General features: G+C 61.2%; 17 protein-coding genes. 13 read left to right on the top strand and 4 right to left on the bottom strand.

The features are described from left to right. The first annotated feature begins 170 nt into the window (after positions 1 to 170). Positions 171 to 938: an FCD domain-containing protein gene (locus tag JNA92_RS06080; RefSeq protein ID WP_012312632.1), complete on the top strand. Its 768-nt coding sequence runs from the start codon at positions 171 to 173 to the stop codon at positions 936 to 938. Positions 939 to 1,105: 167 nt separating this feature from the next. Here JNA92_RS06080 and smpB read toward each other — a convergent pair whose 3' ends face one another. Continuing rightward, positions 1,106 to 1,588, bottom strand: a complete 483-nt coding sequence (smpB, locus tag JNA92_RS06075) for an SsrA-binding protein SmpB (RefSeq protein WP_012312633.1) — start codon at positions 1,586 to 1,588, stop codon at positions 1,106 to 1,108. A gap of 162 nt (positions 1,589 to 1,750) precedes the next feature. Here smpB and JNA92_RS06070 point away from each other — a divergent pair, with 162 nt between their 5' ends. Next, complete coding sequence (locus JNA92_RS06070) at positions 1,751 to 2,185, top strand: type II toxin-antitoxin system RatA family toxin (protein WP_241803861.1); 435 nt, start codon at positions 1,751 to 1,753, stop codon at positions 2,183 to 2,185. Positions 2,186 to 2,247: 62 nt separating this feature from the next. Here the strand turns inward: JNA92_RS06070 and JNA92_RS06065 are convergent, their stop codons facing one another. Beyond that, complete coding sequence (locus tag JNA92_RS06065; RefSeq protein WP_241803860.1) at positions 2,248 to 2,784, bottom strand: outer membrane protein assembly factor BamE; 537 nt, start codon at positions 2,782 to 2,784, stop codon at positions 2,248 to 2,250. Between the two features lie 97 nt (positions 2,785 to 2,881). On the opposite strand from JNA92_RS06065, the gene fur reads away from it, so the two are divergent. After that, a complete protein-coding gene (gene fur / locus JNA92_RS06060; protein WP_241803859.1) occupies positions 2,882 to 3,286 on the top strand; it encodes a ferric iron uptake transcriptional regulator in 405 nt (134 codons plus the stop codon). Between the two features lie 94 nt (positions 3,287 to 3,380). Here the strand turns inward: fur and recN are convergent, their stop codons facing one another. Beyond that, positions 3,381 to 5,054: a DNA repair protein RecN gene (recN, locus tag JNA92_RS06055; protein WP_241803858.1), complete on the bottom strand. Its 1,674-nt coding sequence runs from the start codon at positions 5,052 to 5,054 to the stop codon at positions 3,381 to 3,383. 190 nt (positions 5,055 to 5,244) lie between these two features. Here recN and grpE point away from each other — a divergent pair, with 190 nt between their 5' ends. The 8 genes from grpE to JNA92_RS06015 all read left to right on the top strand — a co-directional run bounded on the left by grpE (position 5,245) and on the right by JNA92_RS06015 (position 15,601). Beyond that, positions 5,245 to 5,799: a nucleotide exchange factor GrpE gene (gene grpE, locus JNA92_RS06050; protein WP_012312638.1), complete on the top strand. Its 555-nt coding sequence runs from the start codon at positions 5,245 to 5,247 to the stop codon at positions 5,797 to 5,799. Positions 5,800 to 5,900: 101 nt separating this feature from the next. After that, positions 5,901 to 7,829 carry a molecular chaperone DnaK gene (gene dnaK, locus JNA92_RS06045; RefSeq protein ID WP_012312639.1) on the top strand — a complete coding sequence of 643 codons (1,929 nt, stop codon included), beginning with the start codon at positions 5,901 to 5,903 and terminating at the stop codon, positions 7,827 to 7,829. 198 nt (positions 7,830 to 8,027) lie between these two features. Beyond that, a complete protein-coding gene (dnaJ, locus tag JNA92_RS06040; RefSeq protein ID WP_241803857.1) occupies positions 8,028 to 9,152 on the top strand; it encodes a molecular chaperone DnaJ in 1,125 nt (374 codons plus the stop codon). 13 nt (positions 9,153 to 9,165) lie between these two features. After that, the gene (gene dapB / locus JNA92_RS06035) at positions 9,166 to 9,969 is read left to right on the top strand and encodes a 4-hydroxy-tetrahydrodipicolinate reductase (protein ID WP_241803856.1); all 804 of its coding nucleotides are present in this window, start codon (positions 9,166 to 9,168) and stop codon (positions 9,967 to 9,969) included. A gap of 262 nt (positions 9,970 to 10,231) precedes the next feature. Continuing rightward, complete coding sequence (gene carA / locus JNA92_RS06030; protein WP_241803855.1) at positions 10,232 to 11,368, top strand: glutamine-hydrolyzing carbamoyl-phosphate synthase small subunit; 1,137 nt, start codon at positions 10,232 to 10,234, stop codon at positions 11,366 to 11,368. 105 nt (positions 11,369 to 11,473) lie between these two features. Then, complete coding sequence (gene carB / locus JNA92_RS06025; protein WP_241803854.1) at positions 11,474 to 14,695, top strand: carbamoyl-phosphate synthase large subunit; 3,222 nt, start codon at positions 11,474 to 11,476, stop codon at positions 14,693 to 14,695. Then, positions 14,692 to 15,174, top strand: coding sequence for a transcription elongation factor GreA (greA, locus tag JNA92_RS06020; RefSeq protein WP_012312644.1), 483 nt, complete (start codon positions 14,692 to 14,694; stop codon positions 15,172 to 15,174). The genes carB and greA overlap by 4 nt, the downstream gene beginning before the upstream one ends. Further along, positions 15,152 to 15,601, top strand: a complete 450-nt coding sequence (locus JNA92_RS06015) for an MFS transporter (RefSeq protein WP_241803853.1) — start codon at positions 15,152 to 15,154, stop codon at positions 15,599 to 15,601. Before greA ends, JNA92_RS06015 begins: the two co-directional genes overlap by 23 nt. Positions 15,602 to 15,613: 12 nt before the next feature. Here the strand turns inward: JNA92_RS06015 and yhbY are convergent, their stop codons facing one another. After that, entirely contained in the window at positions 15,614 to 15,922 is a 309-nt protein-coding gene (gene yhbY, locus JNA92_RS06010) for a ribosome assembly RNA-binding protein YhbY (protein ID WP_241803852.1), read from the bottom strand. A 102-nt stretch (positions 15,923 to 16,024) separates the two neighbouring features. Between yhbY and rlmE the strand changes: the two genes are divergently transcribed. Together rlmE and ftsH are read left to right on the top strand one after the other, a co-directional pair. Next, on the top strand, positions 16,025 to 16,651 hold the full coding sequence (rlmE, locus tag JNA92_RS06005; RefSeq protein ID WP_241803851.1) for a 23S rRNA (uridine(2552)-2'-O)-methyltransferase RlmE: 627 nt from the start codon (positions 16,025 to 16,027) through the stop codon (positions 16,649 to 16,651). 203 nt (positions 16,652 to 16,854) lie between these two features. After that, entirely contained in the window at positions 16,855 to 18,759 is a 1,905-nt protein-coding gene (gene ftsH / locus JNA92_RS06000) for an ATP-dependent zinc metalloprotease FtsH (RefSeq protein WP_241803850.1), read from the top strand. The last annotated feature ends 2 nt before the right edge of the window (positions 18,760 to 18,761 follow it).

Here is an 18,761-nt window from a genome sequence, read left to right as displayed (position 1 = left end):
AAGCGCTGTGATGGGTGTGTCAATTTGTCCTGTGCAAAACTTTGGTCGTGTGCCGATGAGCGGGCGGCTGATGGGGTTTGAAAAACGTCGCCTGATGGGTGTCGGCGTGGCGTGGATCGGCGAGAATAGACGCCCCCTGAATTTTGCCGGGGGTTTGTGGAGAGCATGTGATGGTTTTTGATCAGGTCCGCCAGCGGCGCCTGTCCGACGACATCGTCGACCGGTTGGAAGGGATGATTCTCGAAGGCACGCTGACCTCGGGCCAGCGGCTGCCGGCCGAGCGCGCCCTGGCCGAGCAGTTCGGTGTGTCGCGCCCCTCACTGCGCGAGGCGATCCAGAAGCTGGTGGCCAAGGGGTTGTTGGTCAGCCGGCAGGGGGGTGGTAACTATGTGGCCGAATCGCTCGGCTCAACCTTCAGTGACCCGTTGCTGCAACTGCTGGAGCACAGCGCCGAGGCGCAGCGCGATTTGCTGGAGTTCCGTCACACCCTGGAGGCGTCATGCGCCTATTACGCTGCCCAGCGCGCCACCGAGCCTGATCGCGCCCGGCTCAAGGCTGCATTCGACACCCTGCAGGACTGTTATGCCCGGGCTGACCAGGTTACCCGTGCAGAGGAGGGGGCGGCGGATGCGCGCTTCCACCTGGCGATTGCCGAGGCCAGCCACAATGCCGTGTTGCTGCATACCATTCGCGGGCTGTTCGACCTGCTCAAGCGCAATGTGGTGACCAATATCGGGGGCATGTACCAACAGCGCACCGAGACGCGGGACATGCTGATCAGCCAGCACCGTGAGTTGTACCAGGCGATTGTCGAAGGCAGGGCGGACGATGCGCGGGAGGTGTCCAGCCGGCACATTCTGTATGTGCAGGAGGTGCTGGAAGAGGCGCAGAACGAAGCCCAGCGCGTAGCGCGGGCAGAGCGGCGCAGCGGGCGCTGAAGTTCGTGGCCCCCATCGCCGGCTTGCCGGCTTCCACAGGGGTTGCGCCAGCTTTTAGCAGTTGGGCAAGACAGATGCTTCCACAGGCGCGTCACTGACCTGAAGCCAGTGGGCTGTCTGTGAAAGCCCGCTTCCGGCGGTAGAGGCGCTACAAAGCGAAGAAGCCTTTAGTCTTCCTTGCCCTTGTTGCGCACCGCACGCTGCAGCTCGCGGTTGGAATCGCGTTCGCGCACGGTGTCGCGCTTGTCGAATTCCTTCTTGCCCTTGCCAAGCGCAATCTCGCACTTGATCAGGTGCTTGCTCCAGTACAGCGCCAGGGCCACACAGGTGTAGCCCTTCTGCGCCACCGCAGCTTCCACACGCTCCAGCTCGCGCTTGTTCAGCAGCAGCTTGCGCGAGCGGATGGGGTCGGCGATGACGTGGGTGCTGGCAGTGGTCAGCGGGGTGATGTGGCTGCCGAACAGCCAGGCTTCGCCATCCTTGAGCAGCACGTAGCTGTCGGTCAGGTGCGCCTTGCCGGCCCGCAGGCTTTTTACTTCCCAACCGGACAGGACCAGCCCGGCCTCGAACTTGTGTTCGATGAAGTAATCGTGTCGCGCCTTTTTGTTTTGCGCGATGGTCCCGGTCGGATGTTTCTTTTGTTTAGCCATAGGGGCGGCATTATAGGCAAGTCATCGCGTGGTCGGCTACGGGATTTCGGTGCGCTTGAGCCACCGCAATGAATACCGGACAATACAGGCCCTGTCTTACGCACAGGTTCTGTTTTTGGCACGCTGCGAAGCCCGCCACCCAGCCTTGGAAGTGACGCCTGGATGACTACCCATATTCAACGCTCCGCCCTGCTGCCGTACCCTGCCCAGGCGCTGTACGACCTGGTCAATGATGTAGCCAGCTACCCGCAGTTTTTGCCCTGGTGCTCGGCCTCGACGGTGCTCGAAGCCAGTGACACGCACATGCGGGCCAAGCTTGAGGTGGCCAAAGGGGGGATGAGCCAGCAGTTCGTGACCAGCAATGTGCTGGTGCCGGGGCAGTCCATCGAGATGAACCTGGAGGAAGGGCCGTTCACCCAGTTGCATGGCGTGTGGGTGTTCAAGGCGCTGGGCGAAAAAGCCTGCAAGATCAGCCTGGACCTGTCCTTCGATTACGCTGGGCCGATCGTGCGGGCGACCTTGGGGCCGCTTTTCAATCAGGCCGCCAATACATTGGTGGATGCGTTCTGCCAGCGTGCCAAGCAGCTCAATAGCTGATGCTGCCAAGCCACCAGGCACAAAAAAGCCCGGAATGATCCGGGCTTTTTTTCGCCTGCAATTTATTGTGGCGAAGTATCCAGTGGGGCGGGTGTCGGCACCGGTGTGGTCTGGATGGTGTCGATCTCGCGCTGGATGGATTCTTCCACAGAGCCAGGCTTGGCCGGCTTCTCTTCCGGCTGCGATGCTGGCTGGCCTGGCTCGGTGGCCGGGCTGACAGTGGTATCGCTGCTGCCGCCCAGGATTTCCTGGTCGCGGCTCACCCCTGGCATGAAGTCGCCAGACAGGCTGACCAGCTGGTCGCTGTCATTGAAGAAGATGCTCATGCGTTCCTGTTGGCGTTGGCCGCCACCAGGCTGCAGGCTGTACAGGTAATCCCAACGATTGGTGTTGAAAGTATCCTGGAGCAGAGGGTTGCCCATGATAAACCTTACTTGCCGGCGGGTCATTCCGGGGCGTAATTGGTCTATCATGTCTTGCGTAACGACATTGCCCTGCTGGATGTCGATTTTGTAAACCCCGGGAAACGAGCAACCGGCGAGTGCGAGCAGTCCCACGAAGGTGAGGCTGGTTAGCAAGTGCTTGGTGTTGTTTTGCATCGGTGGGCGACTTCCACTATCTTGGCTGGACAACGTAAACCCCGATCATACCCGTATTAAGAGAAGCTGCGAAGCAGCATCGGCGAGAAAGCTGACCATGGTTGAAAATAGCGAACTGCGCAAAGCCGGTCTCAAGGTGACACTGCCTCGAGTCAAGATCCTTCAGATGCTCGATTCGACCGAGCAACGTCACATGAGCGCCGAGGATGTCTACAAGGCGCTGATGGAGGCTGGCGAGGACGTCGGTCTTGCAACCGTTTATCGCGTACTCACCCAGTTCGAGGCTGCTGGGCTGGTGGTGCGTCACAACTTCGATGGCGGTCACGCAGTTTTCGAGCTGGCGGACGGCGGTCACCACGACCATATGGTCAACGTGGAGACCAGTGAAGTCATCGAATTCATGGATGCCGAAATCGAGCGGCGCCAAAAAGAGATCGTGGCCGAGCATGGCTTCGAGCTGGTGGACCACAACCTGGTCCTCTACGTGCGTAAGAAAAAGTAACGATTTCGGTCGTTATGAACAGCAAAGGCGACCCTAGGGTCGCCTTTGTGCTTTGTGCCGCAGGGATAACTGCTGGAGCCGGCTGCAGGCAGCCTCACGCCTTGCCGGACACCACCATCTTGCGTGCATGCGCCAGCGATTCCTTGGTCAGGTCGATACCACCCAACATCCGCGCCACCTCTTCGACCCGCTCGCGCTTGCCAAGGTTGGCCACGGCAGTGTGCGTTGTGTCGCTGTTGCGCACCTTGTGCACGAACAAATGATGATGCCCTTGCGCCGCGACCTGGGGCAGGTGGGTGACGGTCAGCACCTGGCCGCGTTCACCGAGGCGGCGCAACAGCTGGCCGACGATCTCGGCCGTCGGCCCACCGATACCCACGTCAACTTCGTCGAAGACCAGCGTCGGGATGCGTGAGGTTTGCGCCGTGATGACCTGAATCGCCAGGCTGATCCGTGACAGTTCACCGCCCGAGGCCACTTTGGCCAGCGCTTTGAGCGGCTGCCCGGGGTTGGCGCTGACCAGCAGTTCTATCTGCTCAAGGCCGTGTGGCGACAGGTCGTTGCTTTGGTTGGGTGTGAGTTCGATGCAGAACCGCCCGCCAGGCATGCCCAGGCGCTGGATCTCTTGTTCGACCGCGACGGCGAGCTGTTTGGCGGCCTGTTGGCGCAAGGCACTCAGCTCGGTTGCCTTTTCCTGATAATGCTTGGCATAGGCGGACAGTTCCTCACCCAGGCGCTCTATGGATTCGTCGCTGGCATTCAGGCCTTCGAGCTCCTCAAGCAGTTGCTGCTGCAGGTGGGGCAGTTCGGTCGGGTGCACACGGTGTTTGCGCGCCAGGGTGTAGATGGTGTCGAGGCGCTCTTCCAGGGCCTGCAGGCGCATGGGGTCGGCGTCGAAGTTGTCGAGGAAGCGGTTGAGTTCGCCTACGGCTTCTTCTATCTGGATCTGTGCGCTGGCGATGAGGTTGGCGGCTTCACCCAGTGCCTTGGGCGTATTGGCTGCGGCGCCCAGGCGGTTGAGGCTGGAGGTGAGGGCGCCGAGCACATTGCCCGAGTCGCTTTCGCTGCACTGGTCGATGACCTGGCGGCAGATGCCGAACAGGGCCTCGGCGTTGGTCAGGTTCTTGTGTTCCTGCTCCAACTGCTCCAGTTCGTTTTCACCCAGGCCAAGGTTGTCGAGCTCTTCGAGCTGATAGCTGAGCAACTGGTGGCGGGCGCGCTGCTCATCGCCGGAGTTGGACAGCTGCTCCAGCTCCAGGCGGGTCTGGTTCCAGCGCTTGGCGGCCAGCTGAACCTGACGGGACAGGTCGATGGCACCGGCATATTCGTCGAGCAGGCGGCGGTGGGTGTCGGTCTTGAGCAGCGACTGGTGCTCATGCTGGCTGTGGATGTCGATCAGCAGTTCACCGAGCGCCTTCAGGTCACCCAGCGGGCAGGGCGTACCGTTTATGTAGCCGCGGCTGCGGCCTTCGGCCGTGATCACGCGGCGCAGGATGCACGGGCCGCCATCGTCCAGGTCGCGATCGGCCAGCCAGGTGTGCGCTTCGGGGATATCCACCAGGTCGAAGGTGGCCAGGATGTCCGCCTTGTCTGCGCCAGGGCGCACCACGCCACTGTCGGCACGATCACCCAGGGCCAGGCCGAGGGCGTCGAGCATGATCGATTTGCCTGCGCCGGTTTCGCCGGTGATGACGGACATGCCGCGGGCGAGTTCGAGATCGAGGTGTTCGACGATGGCGTAGTTGTGAATGGACAGGTGCACCAGCATGGGGCGGCTCCCGAAAAGTCAGGTCTGGTTATTTATACAGTACTTTTTTCAGCCCTGCCAATGCCTGCTCGCAGTTTCCATCGTCGACCCAAAACCGCTTTGCCCCTTGAAGCTGATTTTTCCGGCCCCATATAGCCGGCAGACACGGCGAGCTTTGCTCGTACTACAGAGATTGCGGAGGAGAGACCCCATGGCTGACGAACAGCTGAATGAGAAAGACCTTAACGCCGAAGAGGCAGGTGCAGTGGATAACGGCGCCCGCGTTCAAGAGCTCGAGGAGCAGCTGGCCGCCGCCAAGGATCAGTCCCTGCGTGCCGTCGCCGACCTGCAGAACGTGCGCCGCCGCGCCGAGCAGGATGTCGAGAAGGCGCACAAGTTCGCCCTGGAAAAGTTCGCCGGCGACCTGCTGCCAGTGATCGACAGCCTTGAGCTGGCCCTGGCGCACTCCAGCGCTGAGGATGAACAGGTCAAGAAGATCCGTGAAGGCGTCGAACTGACCCTCAAGATGTTCCAGGACACCCTCAAGCGTTACAACCTCGAAGCCATCGACCCGCACGGGCAGCCGTTCAACGCCGAGCACCATCAGGCCATGGCCATGCAGGAAAGCGCCGAGGTAGAGCCCAACAGCGTGCTGAACGTGTTCCAGAAGGGCTACCTGCTCAATGGCCGCCTGCTGCGCCCTGCCATGGTAGTGGTCAGCAAGGCGCCGAGCGCGCCGCAGCCTTCGATCGATGAAAAGGCTTGAAATCCGTCGGGGCATCCCCATCTAGGTGTCAAGCCTTCAAGTATTACCGCAGTTGGCCAAAGTAGTCGCTGCAACCAAATTCAAGTTTCGGGAGAGTAAACATGGGCAAAATCATCGGTATCGACCTGGGGACCACCAACTCGTGCGTCTCCATTCTGGAAAACGGTAACGTCAAGGTCATCGAAAACGCCGAAGGTGCGCGTACCACCCCTTCGATCGTGGCCTACGCCAATGACGGCGAAATCCTGGTTGGCCAGTCGGCCAAGCGCCAGGCCGTCACCAACCCGCACAACACCCTGTTCGCAGTGAAGCGCCTCATCGGCCGCCGCTTCGAAGAAGATGTCGTGCAGAAAGACATCAAGCTGGTGCCGTACAAGATCGTCAAGGCTAACAACGGTGACGCCTGGGTCGAAGCTTCCGGCAAGGAAATGGCGCCGCCGCAGATCAGCGCCGAAGTCCTGAAAAAAATGAAGAAGACCGCCGAAGACTACCTCGGCGAGCCAGTCACCGAAGCGGTCATCACCGTTCCGGCCTACTTCAACGACAGCCAGCGTCAGGCCACCAAAGACGCCGGCCGCATCGCGGGCCTGGACGTAAAACGCATCATCAACGAGCCGACCGCTGCTGCGCTGGCCTATGGCATGGACAAAGCCAAGGGCGACCACACCGTCATCGTTTATGACCTGGGTGGTGGTACCTTCGACGTATCGGTCATCGAAATCGCCGAAGTCGACGGTGAGCACCAGTTCGAAGTACTGGCCACCAACGGCGACACCTTCCTGGGTGGCGAAGACTTCGACATGCGCCTGATCGACTACCTCGTCGACGAGTTCAAGAAAGAGTCGGGCATGGACCTGAAGAACGACCCTCTGGCCCTGCAGCGTCTGAAAGAAGCCGCGGAAAAGGCCAAGATCGAACTGTCCTCGGCCCAGTCGACCGACGTGAACCTGCCCTACATCACTGCAGACGCGACAGGTCCCAAGCACCTGAACGTGAAGATCTCCCGCGCCAAGCTGGAGTCGCTGGTCGAAGACCTGGTCAACCGTACCATCGAGCCTTGCCGCATTGCCCTGAAAGACGCAGGCATCGACGCCAGCAAGATCGACGACGTGATCCTGGTCGGTGGCCAGACCCGTATGCCGCTGGTTCAGAAGGCCGTAGCCGACTTCTTCGGTAAGGAAGCTCGCAAGGACGTCAACCCGGACGAAGCAGTCGCCATGGGCGCTGCCATCCAGGGTGCCGTACTGGCCGGTGACGTGAAAGACGTGCTGCTGCTGGACGTCAGCCCGCTGACCCTGGGTATCGAAACCATGGGCGGCGTGATGACCCCGCTGATCGAGAAGAACACCACCATTCCGACCAAGAAGTCGCAGGTGTTCTCGACTGCCGACGACAACCAAGGCGCAGTGACCATTCACGTGCTGCAGGGTGAGCGCAAGCAAGCCTCGCAGAACAAATCGCTGGGCAAGTTCGACCTGGCGGACATCCCGCCAGCACCGCGTGGTGTTCCGCAGATCGAAGTGACCTTCGACATTGACGCCAACGGCATCCTGCACGTCGGCGCCAAAGACAAGGCCACCGGCAAGACCCAGTCGATCGTGATCAAGGCCAACTCCGGTCTGTCCGACGAAGAGATCGAAAAAATGGTGCGTGACGCCGAGGCCAATGCCGAGGAAGACCGTAAGTTCGAAGAGCTGGCCGCTGCCCGTAACCAGGGTGACGCGCTGGTTCACTCGACCCGCAAGATGGTCGCTGACGCCGGTGACAAGGTCACTGCCGAAGAGAAGACTGCCATCGAGGCGGCCGTGGTTGCCCTGGAAGCCGCTGTCAAAGGCGACGACAAGGCTGCCATCGATGCCAAGGTCGAGGAGCTGTCCAAAGTCTCCGCGCCGGTAGCGCAGAAGATGTACGCCGAGCAGTCGGCCGAACAGCCTCAGGGCGGCGCTCAGCAGCAGGCCGAACCGGAAGCCAAGCACGATGACGTGGTTGACGCCGAGTTCGAAGAAGTGAAAGGCGACGACAAGAAGTAATCGTTGCATGTTGTCGGCCAGCTCACCGTCGTTTGGCGGTGAGCTGGTAGGATGTCGCCGCGCGGGGGCTTGCTCCCGCGTTGGCGTATCTGGAATTCGAGAATTTTTTACAGCATTTGTCTGGGCCGCATCGGGTCTTCAGGCGGGTGCTGACGGCGCGGCGCGGATGCCGAACGCCCAACAAGGTGCAAATGACCTATGTCCAAGCGTGATTATTATGAGGTCCTGGGTGTCGAGCGCGGCGCCAGTGAAGCAGACCTGAAAAAGGCTTATCGCCGCCTGGCGATGAAGTACCACCCGGACCGCAACCCGGGCGACAAAGAGTCCGAAGACAAGTTCAAGGAGGCCAACGAGGCCTACGAAGTGCTGTCTGATGCGAGCAAGCGGGCCGCGTTCGACCAGTATGGTCACGCCGGTGTCGACCCGAGCATGGGTGGCGGCGGTGCAGGCTTTGGTGGCGCCAACTTCTCCGACATCTTTGGCGATGTGTTCAGTGACTTCTTCGGTGGTGGGCGTGGCGGTGGTCGTGGTGGCGCTGCGCGCGGCAGCGACCTGCGCTACACCCTGGAACTGAACCTGGAAGAAGCCGTGCGCGGCACCACGGTCAGTATTCGTGTGCCGACGCTGGTCAATTGCCAGCCCTGTGACGGCAGCGGTGCGAAGAAGGGTTCGACGCCATCGACCTGCCCAACGTGCGGCGGTATCGGCCAAGTGCGCATGCAGCAGGGCTTCTTCTCTGTGCAGCAGACCTGCCCGCGCTGCCATGGCCAGGGCAAGATCATCACCGACCCTTGCAATGCTTGCCACGGTGAAGGCCGCGTCGAGGAATACAAGACCCTGTCGGTCAAGGTGCCAGCCGGCGTCGACACGGGTGACCGTATCCGCCTGTCCGGCGAAGGCGAGGCGGGCACTCACGGTGGCCCGACTGGCGACCTTTACGTAGTGATCAACGTGCGTGAGCACGAGATTTTCCAGCGTGACGGCAAGCACCTCTACTGCGAAGTGCCCATCAGCTATACCGATGCCGCTCTGGGTGGCGAGCTGGAAGTGCCGACCCTCGATGGTCGTGTGAAGCTCAAGATCCCGGAAGGCACTCAAACCGGCAAGCAGTTCCGCCTGCGTGGCAAGGGTGTGGCTCCGGTGCGTGGTGGCGGTGCGGGTGACCTGCTGTGCCGCGTTGCGGTCGAGACCCCGGTCAACCTCAGCCGTCGCCAGCGTGAACTGCTCGAAGAGCTGCGCGACTCGCTCGAAGGTGACAGCTCCCACTCGCCCAAGGCCAATGGCTGGTTCGATGGCGTGAAGCGCTTCTTCGGCGATCTCTGACAAGGAACAGGCTATGCGACGTATTGCAGTGATGGGCGCGGCAGGGCGGATGGGCAAAACCCTGATCGAAGCTGTGCAGCAAACCCCAGGTGCCGGGCTGACCGCGGCGATCGATCGCCCGGACAGCTCGCTGGTCGGGGCGGATGCCGGTGAGTTGGCGGCCCTTGGCCGTATCGGTGTGCCGCTGTCGGATGACCTGGCCAAGGTTGCCGACGATTTCGATGTGCTGATCGACTTCACTCACCCTTCGGTGACCCTGAAGAACCTGGCGTTCTGCCGTAAGCATGGCAAGGCCATGATCATCGGCACCACCGGTTTCACCAGCGACGAGAAGCTGCTGTTGGCCGAGGCGGGCAAGGACATCCCGATCGTCTTCGCCGCCAACTTCAGCGTAGGCGTCAACCTCAGCCTGAAGTTGCTGGACATGGCCGCGCGGGTGCTGGGCGATGATGTCGACATCGAGATCATCGAGGCGCACCACCGGCACAAGGTCGATGCGCCGTCAGGCACTGCGCTGCGCATGGGTGAGGTGGTGGCCAATGCACTGGGCCGTGACCTTCAGGAAGTGGCGGTGTATGGCCGTGAGGGCCAGACGGGGGCGCGTGATCGCAAGACCATCGGCTTCGCCACCGTGCGTGCCGGCGATGTGGTCGGTGACCACACCGTGCTGTTCGCCGCAGAAGGTGAACGCCTGGAAATCACCCACAAGGCGTCCAGCCGCATGACCTTCGCCAAGGGTGCGGTGCGTGCCGCGCTGTGGCTGGACGGGCGTGAGGCGGGCTTGTACGACATGCAGGATGTGCTGGAACTGCGCTGAGTCTTGCGGCGACTGTGATGGCCCCATCGCCGGCTTGCCGGCGATGGGGTGCAAGGCGCCCCCGTCGCAATCATGTGTTTTAGAGGCACATTTGCGGTAGACCAAAAAAGCACTTTTCTGTAAGCTACAGCTTTAGTGTGTCCACTAAAAGCGCGCAGCGAATTGAATTCAGCACATAAAAGCGGGGTGACGTGTCCATACGTCACTCCGCTTTTTTGCAACCTGCGATCGCCCTTTCATGCTTGATTTACGGGAGGTCTTCTTGACAAAGCCAGCCATACTCGCCCTTGCCGACGGCAGTATTTTTCGCGGTGAAGCCATCGGAGCCGACGGTCAGACCGTTGGTGAGGTGGTATTCAACACCGCTATGACCGGCTACCAGGAAATCCTTACAGACCCTTCCTACGCGCAGCAAATCGTTACCCTGACTTACCCGCACATCGGCAACACTGGTACCACGCCGGAAGATGCCGAGTCGAACCGCGTCTGGTCCGCCGGCCTGGTCATCCGTGACCTGCCGCTGCTGGCCAGCAACTGGCGTAACACCCAGTCGCTGCCTGACTACCTCAAGGCCAACAATGTCGTTGCCATCGCCGGCATCGACACCCGTCGCCTGACCCGTATCCTGCGTGAAAAGGGCGCTCAGAACGGCTGCATTCTGGCTGGTGACAACATCAGCGAAGAAGCCGCCATCGCCGCGGCCCGCGCCTTCCCCGGCCTCAAGGGCATGGACCTGGCCAAGGTCGTTTCCACCAAGGAGCGTTACGAGTGGCGCTCCAGCGTGTGGGAGCTGAAAACCGACAGCCACCCGACCCTGGAAGCCTCCGAGCTGCCGTACCACGTTGTCGCCTTCGACTACGGCGTCAAGCTGAACATCCTGCGCATGTTGGTCGCCCGCGGCTGCCGCGTGACCGTGGTGCCTGCCCAGACCCCGGCCAGCGAAGTGCTCGCGCTCAACCCGGACGGCGTGTTCCTGTCCAACGGCCCTGGTGATCCGGAGCCATGCGACTACGCCATCCAGGCGATCAAAGAGATCCTCGAAACCGAGATCCCGGTGTTCGGCATCTGCCTCGGCCACCAGCTGCTGGCCCTGGCCTCCGGCGCCAAGACCGTGAAAATGGGCCACGGCCACCACGGTGCCAACCACCCGGTCCAGGACCTGGACACCGGCGTGGTCATGATCACCAGCCAGAACCACGGTTTCGCCGTAGACGAAGCCACCCTGCCGGGTAACGTGCGCGCCATCCACAAGTCGCTGTTCGACGGCACCCTGCAGGGTATTGAGCGTACCGACAAGAGCGCGTTCAGCTTCCAGGGCCACCCTGAAGCGAGCCCGGGCCCGACCGACGTCGCGCCACTGTTCGATCGTTTCACCGATGCCATGGCCAAGCGCCGCTGAGCATCCTGCTTCAAGGCCCCGGGCCGGCACCTGCCGCGCCCGGCCGCGCCTGACCCAGATTGTTCAAAGCGGCTTGCCGACTGACCCCGGATTTGAGTGACCACCATGCCAAAACGTACAGACATCAAAAGCATCCTGATTCTCGGCGCTGGCCCGATCGTGATCGGCCAGGCCTGCGAATTCGACTACTCCGGCGCCCAGGCTTGTAAAGCCCTGCGCGAGGAAGGTTTCCGCGTCATCCTGGTGAACTCCAACCCAGCCACCATCATGACCGACCCGGCCATGGCCGACGCCACCTACATCGAGCCGATCAAGTGGCAGTCGGTGGCCAAGATCATCGAAAAAGAGCGCCCGGACGCCGTATTGCCGACCATGGGTGGCCAGACCGCACTGAACTGCGCCCTGGACCTGGAGCGCCACGGCGTGCTGGAGAAGTTCGGCGTAGAGATGATCGGTGCCAACGCCGACACCATCGACAAGGCCGAAGACCGTTCGCGCTTCGACAAGGCCATGAAGGACATCGGCCTGGAGTGCCCGCGCTCCGGTATCGCCCACAGCATGGAAGAGGCCAATGCGGTCCTTGAGAAGCTTGGCTTCCCCTGCATCATCCGCCCGTCGTTCACCATGGGTGGCACCGGCGGTGGTATCGCTTACAACCGTGAAGAGTTCGAAGAAATCTGCACCCGTGGTCTGGACCTGTCGCCGACCAAAGAGCTGCTGATCGACGAATCGCTGATCGGCTGGAAAGAGTACGAGATGGAAGTGGTCCGCGACAAAAAGGACAACTGCATCATCGTCTGCTCGATCGAAAACTTCGACCCGATGGGCGTGCACACCGGTGACTCCATCACCGTGGCGCCAGCGCAGACCCTGACCGACAAGGAATACCAGATCATGCGCAACGCCTCGCTGGCGGTGCTGCGTGAAATTGGCGTTGAAACCGGCGGTTCCAACGTGCAGTTCGGTATCTGCCCGAACACTGGCCGCATGGTCGTGATCGAGATGAACCCGCGTGTTTCGCGTTCCTCGGCGCTGGCTTCCAAGGCAACGGGCTTCCCGATCGCCAAGATCGCCGCCAAGCTGGCCATTGGTTACACCCTCGACGAACTGCAGAACGACATCACGGGCGGCCGTACCCCGGCGTCCTTCGAGCCGTCGATCGACTACGTCGTCACCAAGCTGCCACGCTTCGCCTTCGAGAAATTCCCGAAAGCCGACGCCCGCCTGACCACCCAGATGAAGTCCGTGGGTGAAGTCATGGCCATCGGCCGTACCTTCCAGGAGTCCCTGCAGAAAGCCCTGCGCGGCCTGGAAGTCGGTGCTTGCGGCCTGGACCCGAAAGTCGACCTGGCCAGCCCTGAAGCCGCCAGCATCCTCAAGCGCGAGCTGACCGTGCCGGGCGCCGAGCGTATCTGGTACGTGGCTGACGCCATGCGTTCGGGTATGACCTGCGAAGAGATCTTCGCCCTGACCGGCATCGACATGTGGTTCCTGGTGCAGATGGAAGACCTGATCAAGGAAGAAGAGAAGGTCAAGACCCTGGCCCTGTCGGCGATCGACAAGGACTACATGCTGCGCCTCAAGCGCAAGGGCTTCTCGGACCAGCGTCTGGCCAAGCTGCTCGGTATCACCGACAAGAACCTGCGCCGTCACCGCCACAAGCTGGAAGTGTTCCCGGTGTACAAGCGCGTCGACACCTGCGCTGCCGAGTTCGCCACCGATACCGCCTACCTGTACTCCACCTATGAGGAAGAGTGCGAGGCCAACCCGTCGACCCGCGACAAGATCATGATCCTGGGTGGCGGCCCGAACCGTATCGGCCAAGGCATCGAGTTCGACTATTGCTGCGTGCACGCGGCACTGGCGCTGCGTGAAGACGGTTACGAGACCATCATGGTCAACTGCAACCCGGAAACCGTCTCCACCGACTACGACACCTCCGACCGTCTGTACTTCGAGCCGTTGACCCTGGAAGACGTGCTGGAAGTCTGCCGCGTCGAGAAGCCCAAGGGCGTCATCGTCCACTACGGCGGCCAGACCCCACTGAAACTGGCGCGCGCCCTGGAAGAGGCCGGCGTACCGATCATCGGTACCAGCCCGGATGCCATCGACCGTGCCGAAGACCGTGAGCGCTTCCAGCAGATGGTTCAGCGCCTGAACCTGCTGCAGCCGCCAAACGCCACCGTGCGCAGCGAAGAAGAAGCCATCCGTGCCGCGGGCGGTATCGGTTACCCGCTGGTGGTGCGCCCGTCCTACGTACTGGGCGGCCGCGCGATGGAGATCGTCTACGAACTGGACGAGCTCAAGCGCTACCTGCGTGAAGCCGTGCAAGTGTCCAACGACAGCCCGGTACTGCTCGACCACTTCCTCAACTGCGCCATCGAGATGGACGTGGATGCGGTCTGCGACGGCACCGACGTTGTCATCGGCGCGATCATGCAGCACATCGAACAGGCCGGTGTTCACTCCGGTGACTCGGCGTGCTCGCTGCCGCCTTACTCGCTGAGCAAGGACGTGCAGGACCAGGTTCGCGACCAGGTGCGCAAGATGGCACTGGAGCTGGGCGTGGTTGGCCTGATGAACGTGCAGCTGGCCCTGCAGGGCGACAAGATCTACGTGATCGAAGTCAACCCGCGCGCCTCGCGTACCGTGCCGTTCGTGTCCAAGTGCATCGGCACTTCCCTGGCGATGATCGCTGCCCGCGTCATGGCTGGCAAAACCCTGAAAGAGCTGGGCTTCACCCAGGAAATCATCCCGAACTTCTACAGCGTCAAGGAAGCCGTCTTCCCGTTCGCCAAGTTCCCGGGGGTTGACCCGATCCTCGGCCCTGAGATGAAATCGACGGGTGAAGTCATGGGTGTCGGTGACAGCTTCGGTGAAGCGTTCGCCAAGGCCCAGATGGGTGCCAGCGAAGTGCTGCCAACGGGCGGTACCGCGTTCATCAGCGTACGTGACGACGACAAGCCGCAAGTGGCTGGCGTTGCCCGCGACCTGATCGCCCTGGGCTTTGAAGTGGTCGCTACTGCAGGTACTGCCAAGGTCATCGAGGCAGCGGGCCTGAAAGTGCGCCGCGTGAACAAGGTGACCGAAGGTCGTCCGCACGTGGTCGACATGATCAAGAACGACGAAGTGTCGTTGATCATCAACACCACCGAAGGCCGTCAGTCGATTGCTGACTCCTATTCGATTCGTCGCAATGCGTTGCAGCACAAGATCTACTGCACCACGACCATTGCGGCTGGTGAAGCCATCTGCGAAGCGCTGAAATTCGGCCCCGAAAAGACCGTTCGTCGCTTGCAGGATCTGCATGCAGGACTTAAAGCATGAGCATTACCAAGTATCCGATGACCGTTCAGGGCGCTCGCGCCCTGGAAGAGGAACATCTGTTCCTGAGCAAGACCGAGCGCCCGCGCCTGAGTCAGGCCATTGGCGAAGCGCGCGAACTGGGCGACCTCAAGGAAAATGCCGAATACCATGCCGCCCGTGAGGAGCAGGGCATGGTCGAGGCGCGTATCCGCGACATCGAAGGCCGTCTGCAGAACTCGGTCGTGATCGATGTGACCACTATTCCTCACACCGGCAAGGTGATTTTCGGTACCACTGTGGTGCTGGCCAACACTGAAACCGATGAAGAGGTGAGCTACCAGATCGTTGGCGAGGATGAAGCCGACGTGAAGCAAGGCAAGCTCTCGAGTGGCGCACCGATCGCCCGTGCCATCATCGGCAAGGAAGAAGGTGATACTGTCGTCGTCAAGACGCCAAGCGGCTCGGTCGAGTACGAGATTGTCGAAGTCAAGCACATCTGACCGGCGCCAGCGGGCGCCATCCCTCGAGGGGATCCTCTGGCAGCTGGCCCAGGTTTTCTGGGTCGGTGGCCTTTGGGTGTTCCATGTGGGGCTGGTGCCTGCGCTCAAGGTCAGTGGCCTGGCGCCCTTGCTGGTACAGGACATCGCCGGGCAGATCGACCGTTGGTTGATAGGTGTGGCGATGCTCGGGCTGCTGACGCAGCTGGCGGTGCTGGCGAGGGTCGATGGCCTGGCTGCCTGGTGGCGGCAATTCCGTGGCCAGATGCTGTTGCTGGGCTTTGCGGCCTGCGTGGGGTACTACACCTTGCGCTACGGTATCTCGGTCGGCGAGCGCTGGCAGATGTTCTGTTTCCTGGTGCTGGGGTTTTCCGGCATCGTGCTGGTCGCTCAACCGGTACCGGTCAGGGCGCGTCAAGCGCGCCACTGAGCGGCGCCACCGTTACTTGTAACGGTGGATGTTGGACAGCTGCTTGTTCGGCTGCGGGTTCTTGCGGTAGATCAGCGCTTTCTTGCCGATGGTCTGCACCAGCTCGGCGCGGCCTTGCTTGCACAGCTCTGCGATGGTCTCGGCGCGCTCTTCGCGATCTTCCGAGCGAATTTCGACCTTGATCAGCTCATGGTCGGCCAGGGCGCGGTCCAGTTCAGCGATCACGCCTTCATTCAAACCGTTGCCAGCAACGATCAGGACCGGTTTCAGGTCATGACCAATGGATTTGTATTGCTTCTTCTGCTCGTTATTGAGCGGCATAATCTGACCCTTTCCGTCTGATTCTGTAAAATTGACGGGCATTTTACCCGAGGGCCTGTGGCTCCGCCCAGTCAAACACGACGCATATCATCGAGGTGCCCCGTGGTACAACGTTCCAAAAGCAGCGCCAACTGGCTGCGAGAGCATTTTAACGACCCTTTTGTTAAGCAGGCGCAGAAGGATGGCTACCGCTCGCGCGCAAGCTACAAACTGCTGGAGATCCAGGAAAAGGACCGCCTGATCCGTCCCGGCATGAGCGTGATCGACCTCGGCGCAGCCCCTGGCGGTTGGTCGCAGGTGACCAGTCGTCTGATTGGTGGCCAAGGCCGCCTGATCGCTTCCGACATTCTGGAAATGGACTCGATCCCTGACGTTACCTTCATTCAGGGCGACTTCACCCAGGATGAGGTGCTGCAACAAATTCTCGACGCTGTCGGTGATTCGCACGTAGACCTTGTGATTTCCGACATGGCCCCCAATATGAGTGGTACGCCTGAAGTGGACATGCCACGTGCAATGTTCCTCTGTGAGTTGGCCCTGGACCTGGCAACACGTGTACTCAAGCCCGGTGGTGATTTTCTCATCAAGATTTTCCAGGGCGAAGGCTTTGACATGTACCTGAAGGATGTTCGCACCAAGTTCGACAAGGTGCAGATGCGCAAACCGTCCTCTTCGCGGGACCGCTCGCGTGAACAGTACCTGTTGGGTAGGGGTTTCAAGGGCGCTTGAATGGCGTGCTGCGGGGTGGTCGATAGTTATTTCCAATCGGCCGCCCCGTCTGGATTGTCCGAACTTCGTGTAGTCTAGATTTCACAAAGGGTTACAGACGGTGCCTGCGGTTGCGTAGGTAATGTAGTAAGTTAGGGCGATGAATATCATGCGAGGCACGGCTGCGTCGTGCGCCGGCCTCAGAGGGTAGCGAATTGAACGACATGGCAAAGAATCTGATCCTGTGGTTGATCATCGCAGCTGTCCTGGTGACGGTGATGAACAACTTCTCCAGCCCTAACGAGCCGCAGACCCTCAACTACTCCGACTTCATCCAGCAGGTCAAGGATGGCAAGGTCGAGCGTGTTACCGTCGATGGCTACATCATTACCGGCAAGCGCTCCGATGGCGACAGCTTCAAGACCGTTCGCCCGGCCATTACCGATAACGGCCTGATCGGCGACCTGGTCGACAATAACGTGGTCGTCGAAGGCAAGCAGCCTGAGCAGCAGAGCATCTGGACTCAGCTTTTGGTGGCCAGCTTCCCGATCCTGGTGATCATCGCCGTGTTCATGTTCTTCATGCGCCAGATGCAGGGCGGTGCAGGCGGCAAGGGCGGGCCGATGAGTTTCGGCAAGAGCAAGGCGCGCCTGTTGTCCGAAGACCAGGTCAAGACCACCCTGGCCGACGTCGCAGGTTGCGACGAGGCCAAGGAAGAAGTCGGCGAGCTGGTCGAGTTCCTGCGCGACCCGGGCAAGTTCCAGCGCCTGGGCGGGCGCATCCCGCGTGGCGTGTTGATGGTTGGCCCACCGGGTACCGGTAAGACCTTGCTGGCCAAGGCCATTGCCGGCGAAGCCAAGGTGCCTTTCTTCACCATCTCCGGTTCGGACTTCGTCGAGATGTTCGTCGGTGTGGGCGCCAGCCGTGTGCGCGACATGTTCGAGCAGGCCAAAAAGCACGCTCCATGCATCATCTTCATCGACGAGATCGACGCCGTTGGTCGCCACCGTGGCGCCGGCATGGGCGGTGGTCACGACGAGCGTGAGCAGACCCTCAACCAGTTGCTGGTCGAGATGGACGGCTTTGAAATGAATGATGGCATCATCGTCATCGCCGCCACCAACCGTCCGGATGTACTGGACCCGGCCTTGCTGCGTCCTGGCCGTTTCGACCGCCAGGTGGTGGTCGGCCTGCCGGACATCCGTGGTCGTGAGCAGATCCTCAAGGTCCACATGCGCAAGGTGCCGATCGGCGAAAACGTCAACCCGGCGGTCATTGCCCGTGGTACGCCAGGCTTCTCCGGTGCTGACCTGGCCAACCTGGTGAACGAAGCTTCGCTGTTCGCGGCCCGCTCCAACAAGCGCCTGGTCGAGATGAAAGAGTTCGAACTGGCCAAAGACAAGATCATGATGGGCGCCGAGCGCAAGACCATGGTCATGTCCGAGAAGGAAAAACAGAACACCGCTTACCACGAGGCCGGTCACGCCATCGTTGGTCGTCTGGTGCCTGAGCATGACCCGGTCTACAAGGTCTCGATCATCCCGCGCGGTCGCGCCCTGGGTGTGACCATGTTCCTGCCCGAAGAAGACCGCTACAGCCTGTCCAAGCGTGCGCTGATCAGCCAGATCTGCTCGCTGTACGGTGGCCGTATCGCCGAGGAAATGACCTTGGGCTTCGACGGCGTCACCACCGGTGCCTCGAACGACATCATGCGCGCCAGCCAGATTGCCCGGAACATGGTCACCAAGTGGGGCCTGTCCGAGAAGCTCGGCCCGCTGATGTATGCCGAAGAAGAGGGCGAGGTCTTCCTCGGCCGCAGCGCCGGTAGCCAGCACGCCAGTGTTTCCGGTGAAACTGCCAAGCTGATCGATTCGGAGGTGCGCAGCATCATCGACCAGTGCTATGCCACTGCCAAGCAGCTGCTGACCGACAACCGCGACAAGCTCGACGCCATGGCCGAAGCACTGATGAAGTACGAGACCATCGACGCCGACCAGATCGACGACATCATGTCCGGTCGTACGCCTCGCGAACCGCGTGACTGGGACGACGATAAGACTTCGGGCACGCCTGCTGCCCAGAATGATCGCCCTGAATCGCCGATCGGCGGCCCAGCGGCTCAACACTAAGG

The sequence above is a fragment of the Pseudomonas putida genome (assembly GCF_022627325.1).
Taxonomy (GTDB): domain Bacteria; phylum Pseudomonadota; class Gammaproteobacteria; order Pseudomonadales; family Pseudomonadaceae; genus Aquipseudomonas; species Aquipseudomonas putida_X.
Note: the sequence above shows the minus strand (reverse complement) of the source record. Positions and strands in the feature narration are given on the sequence as shown.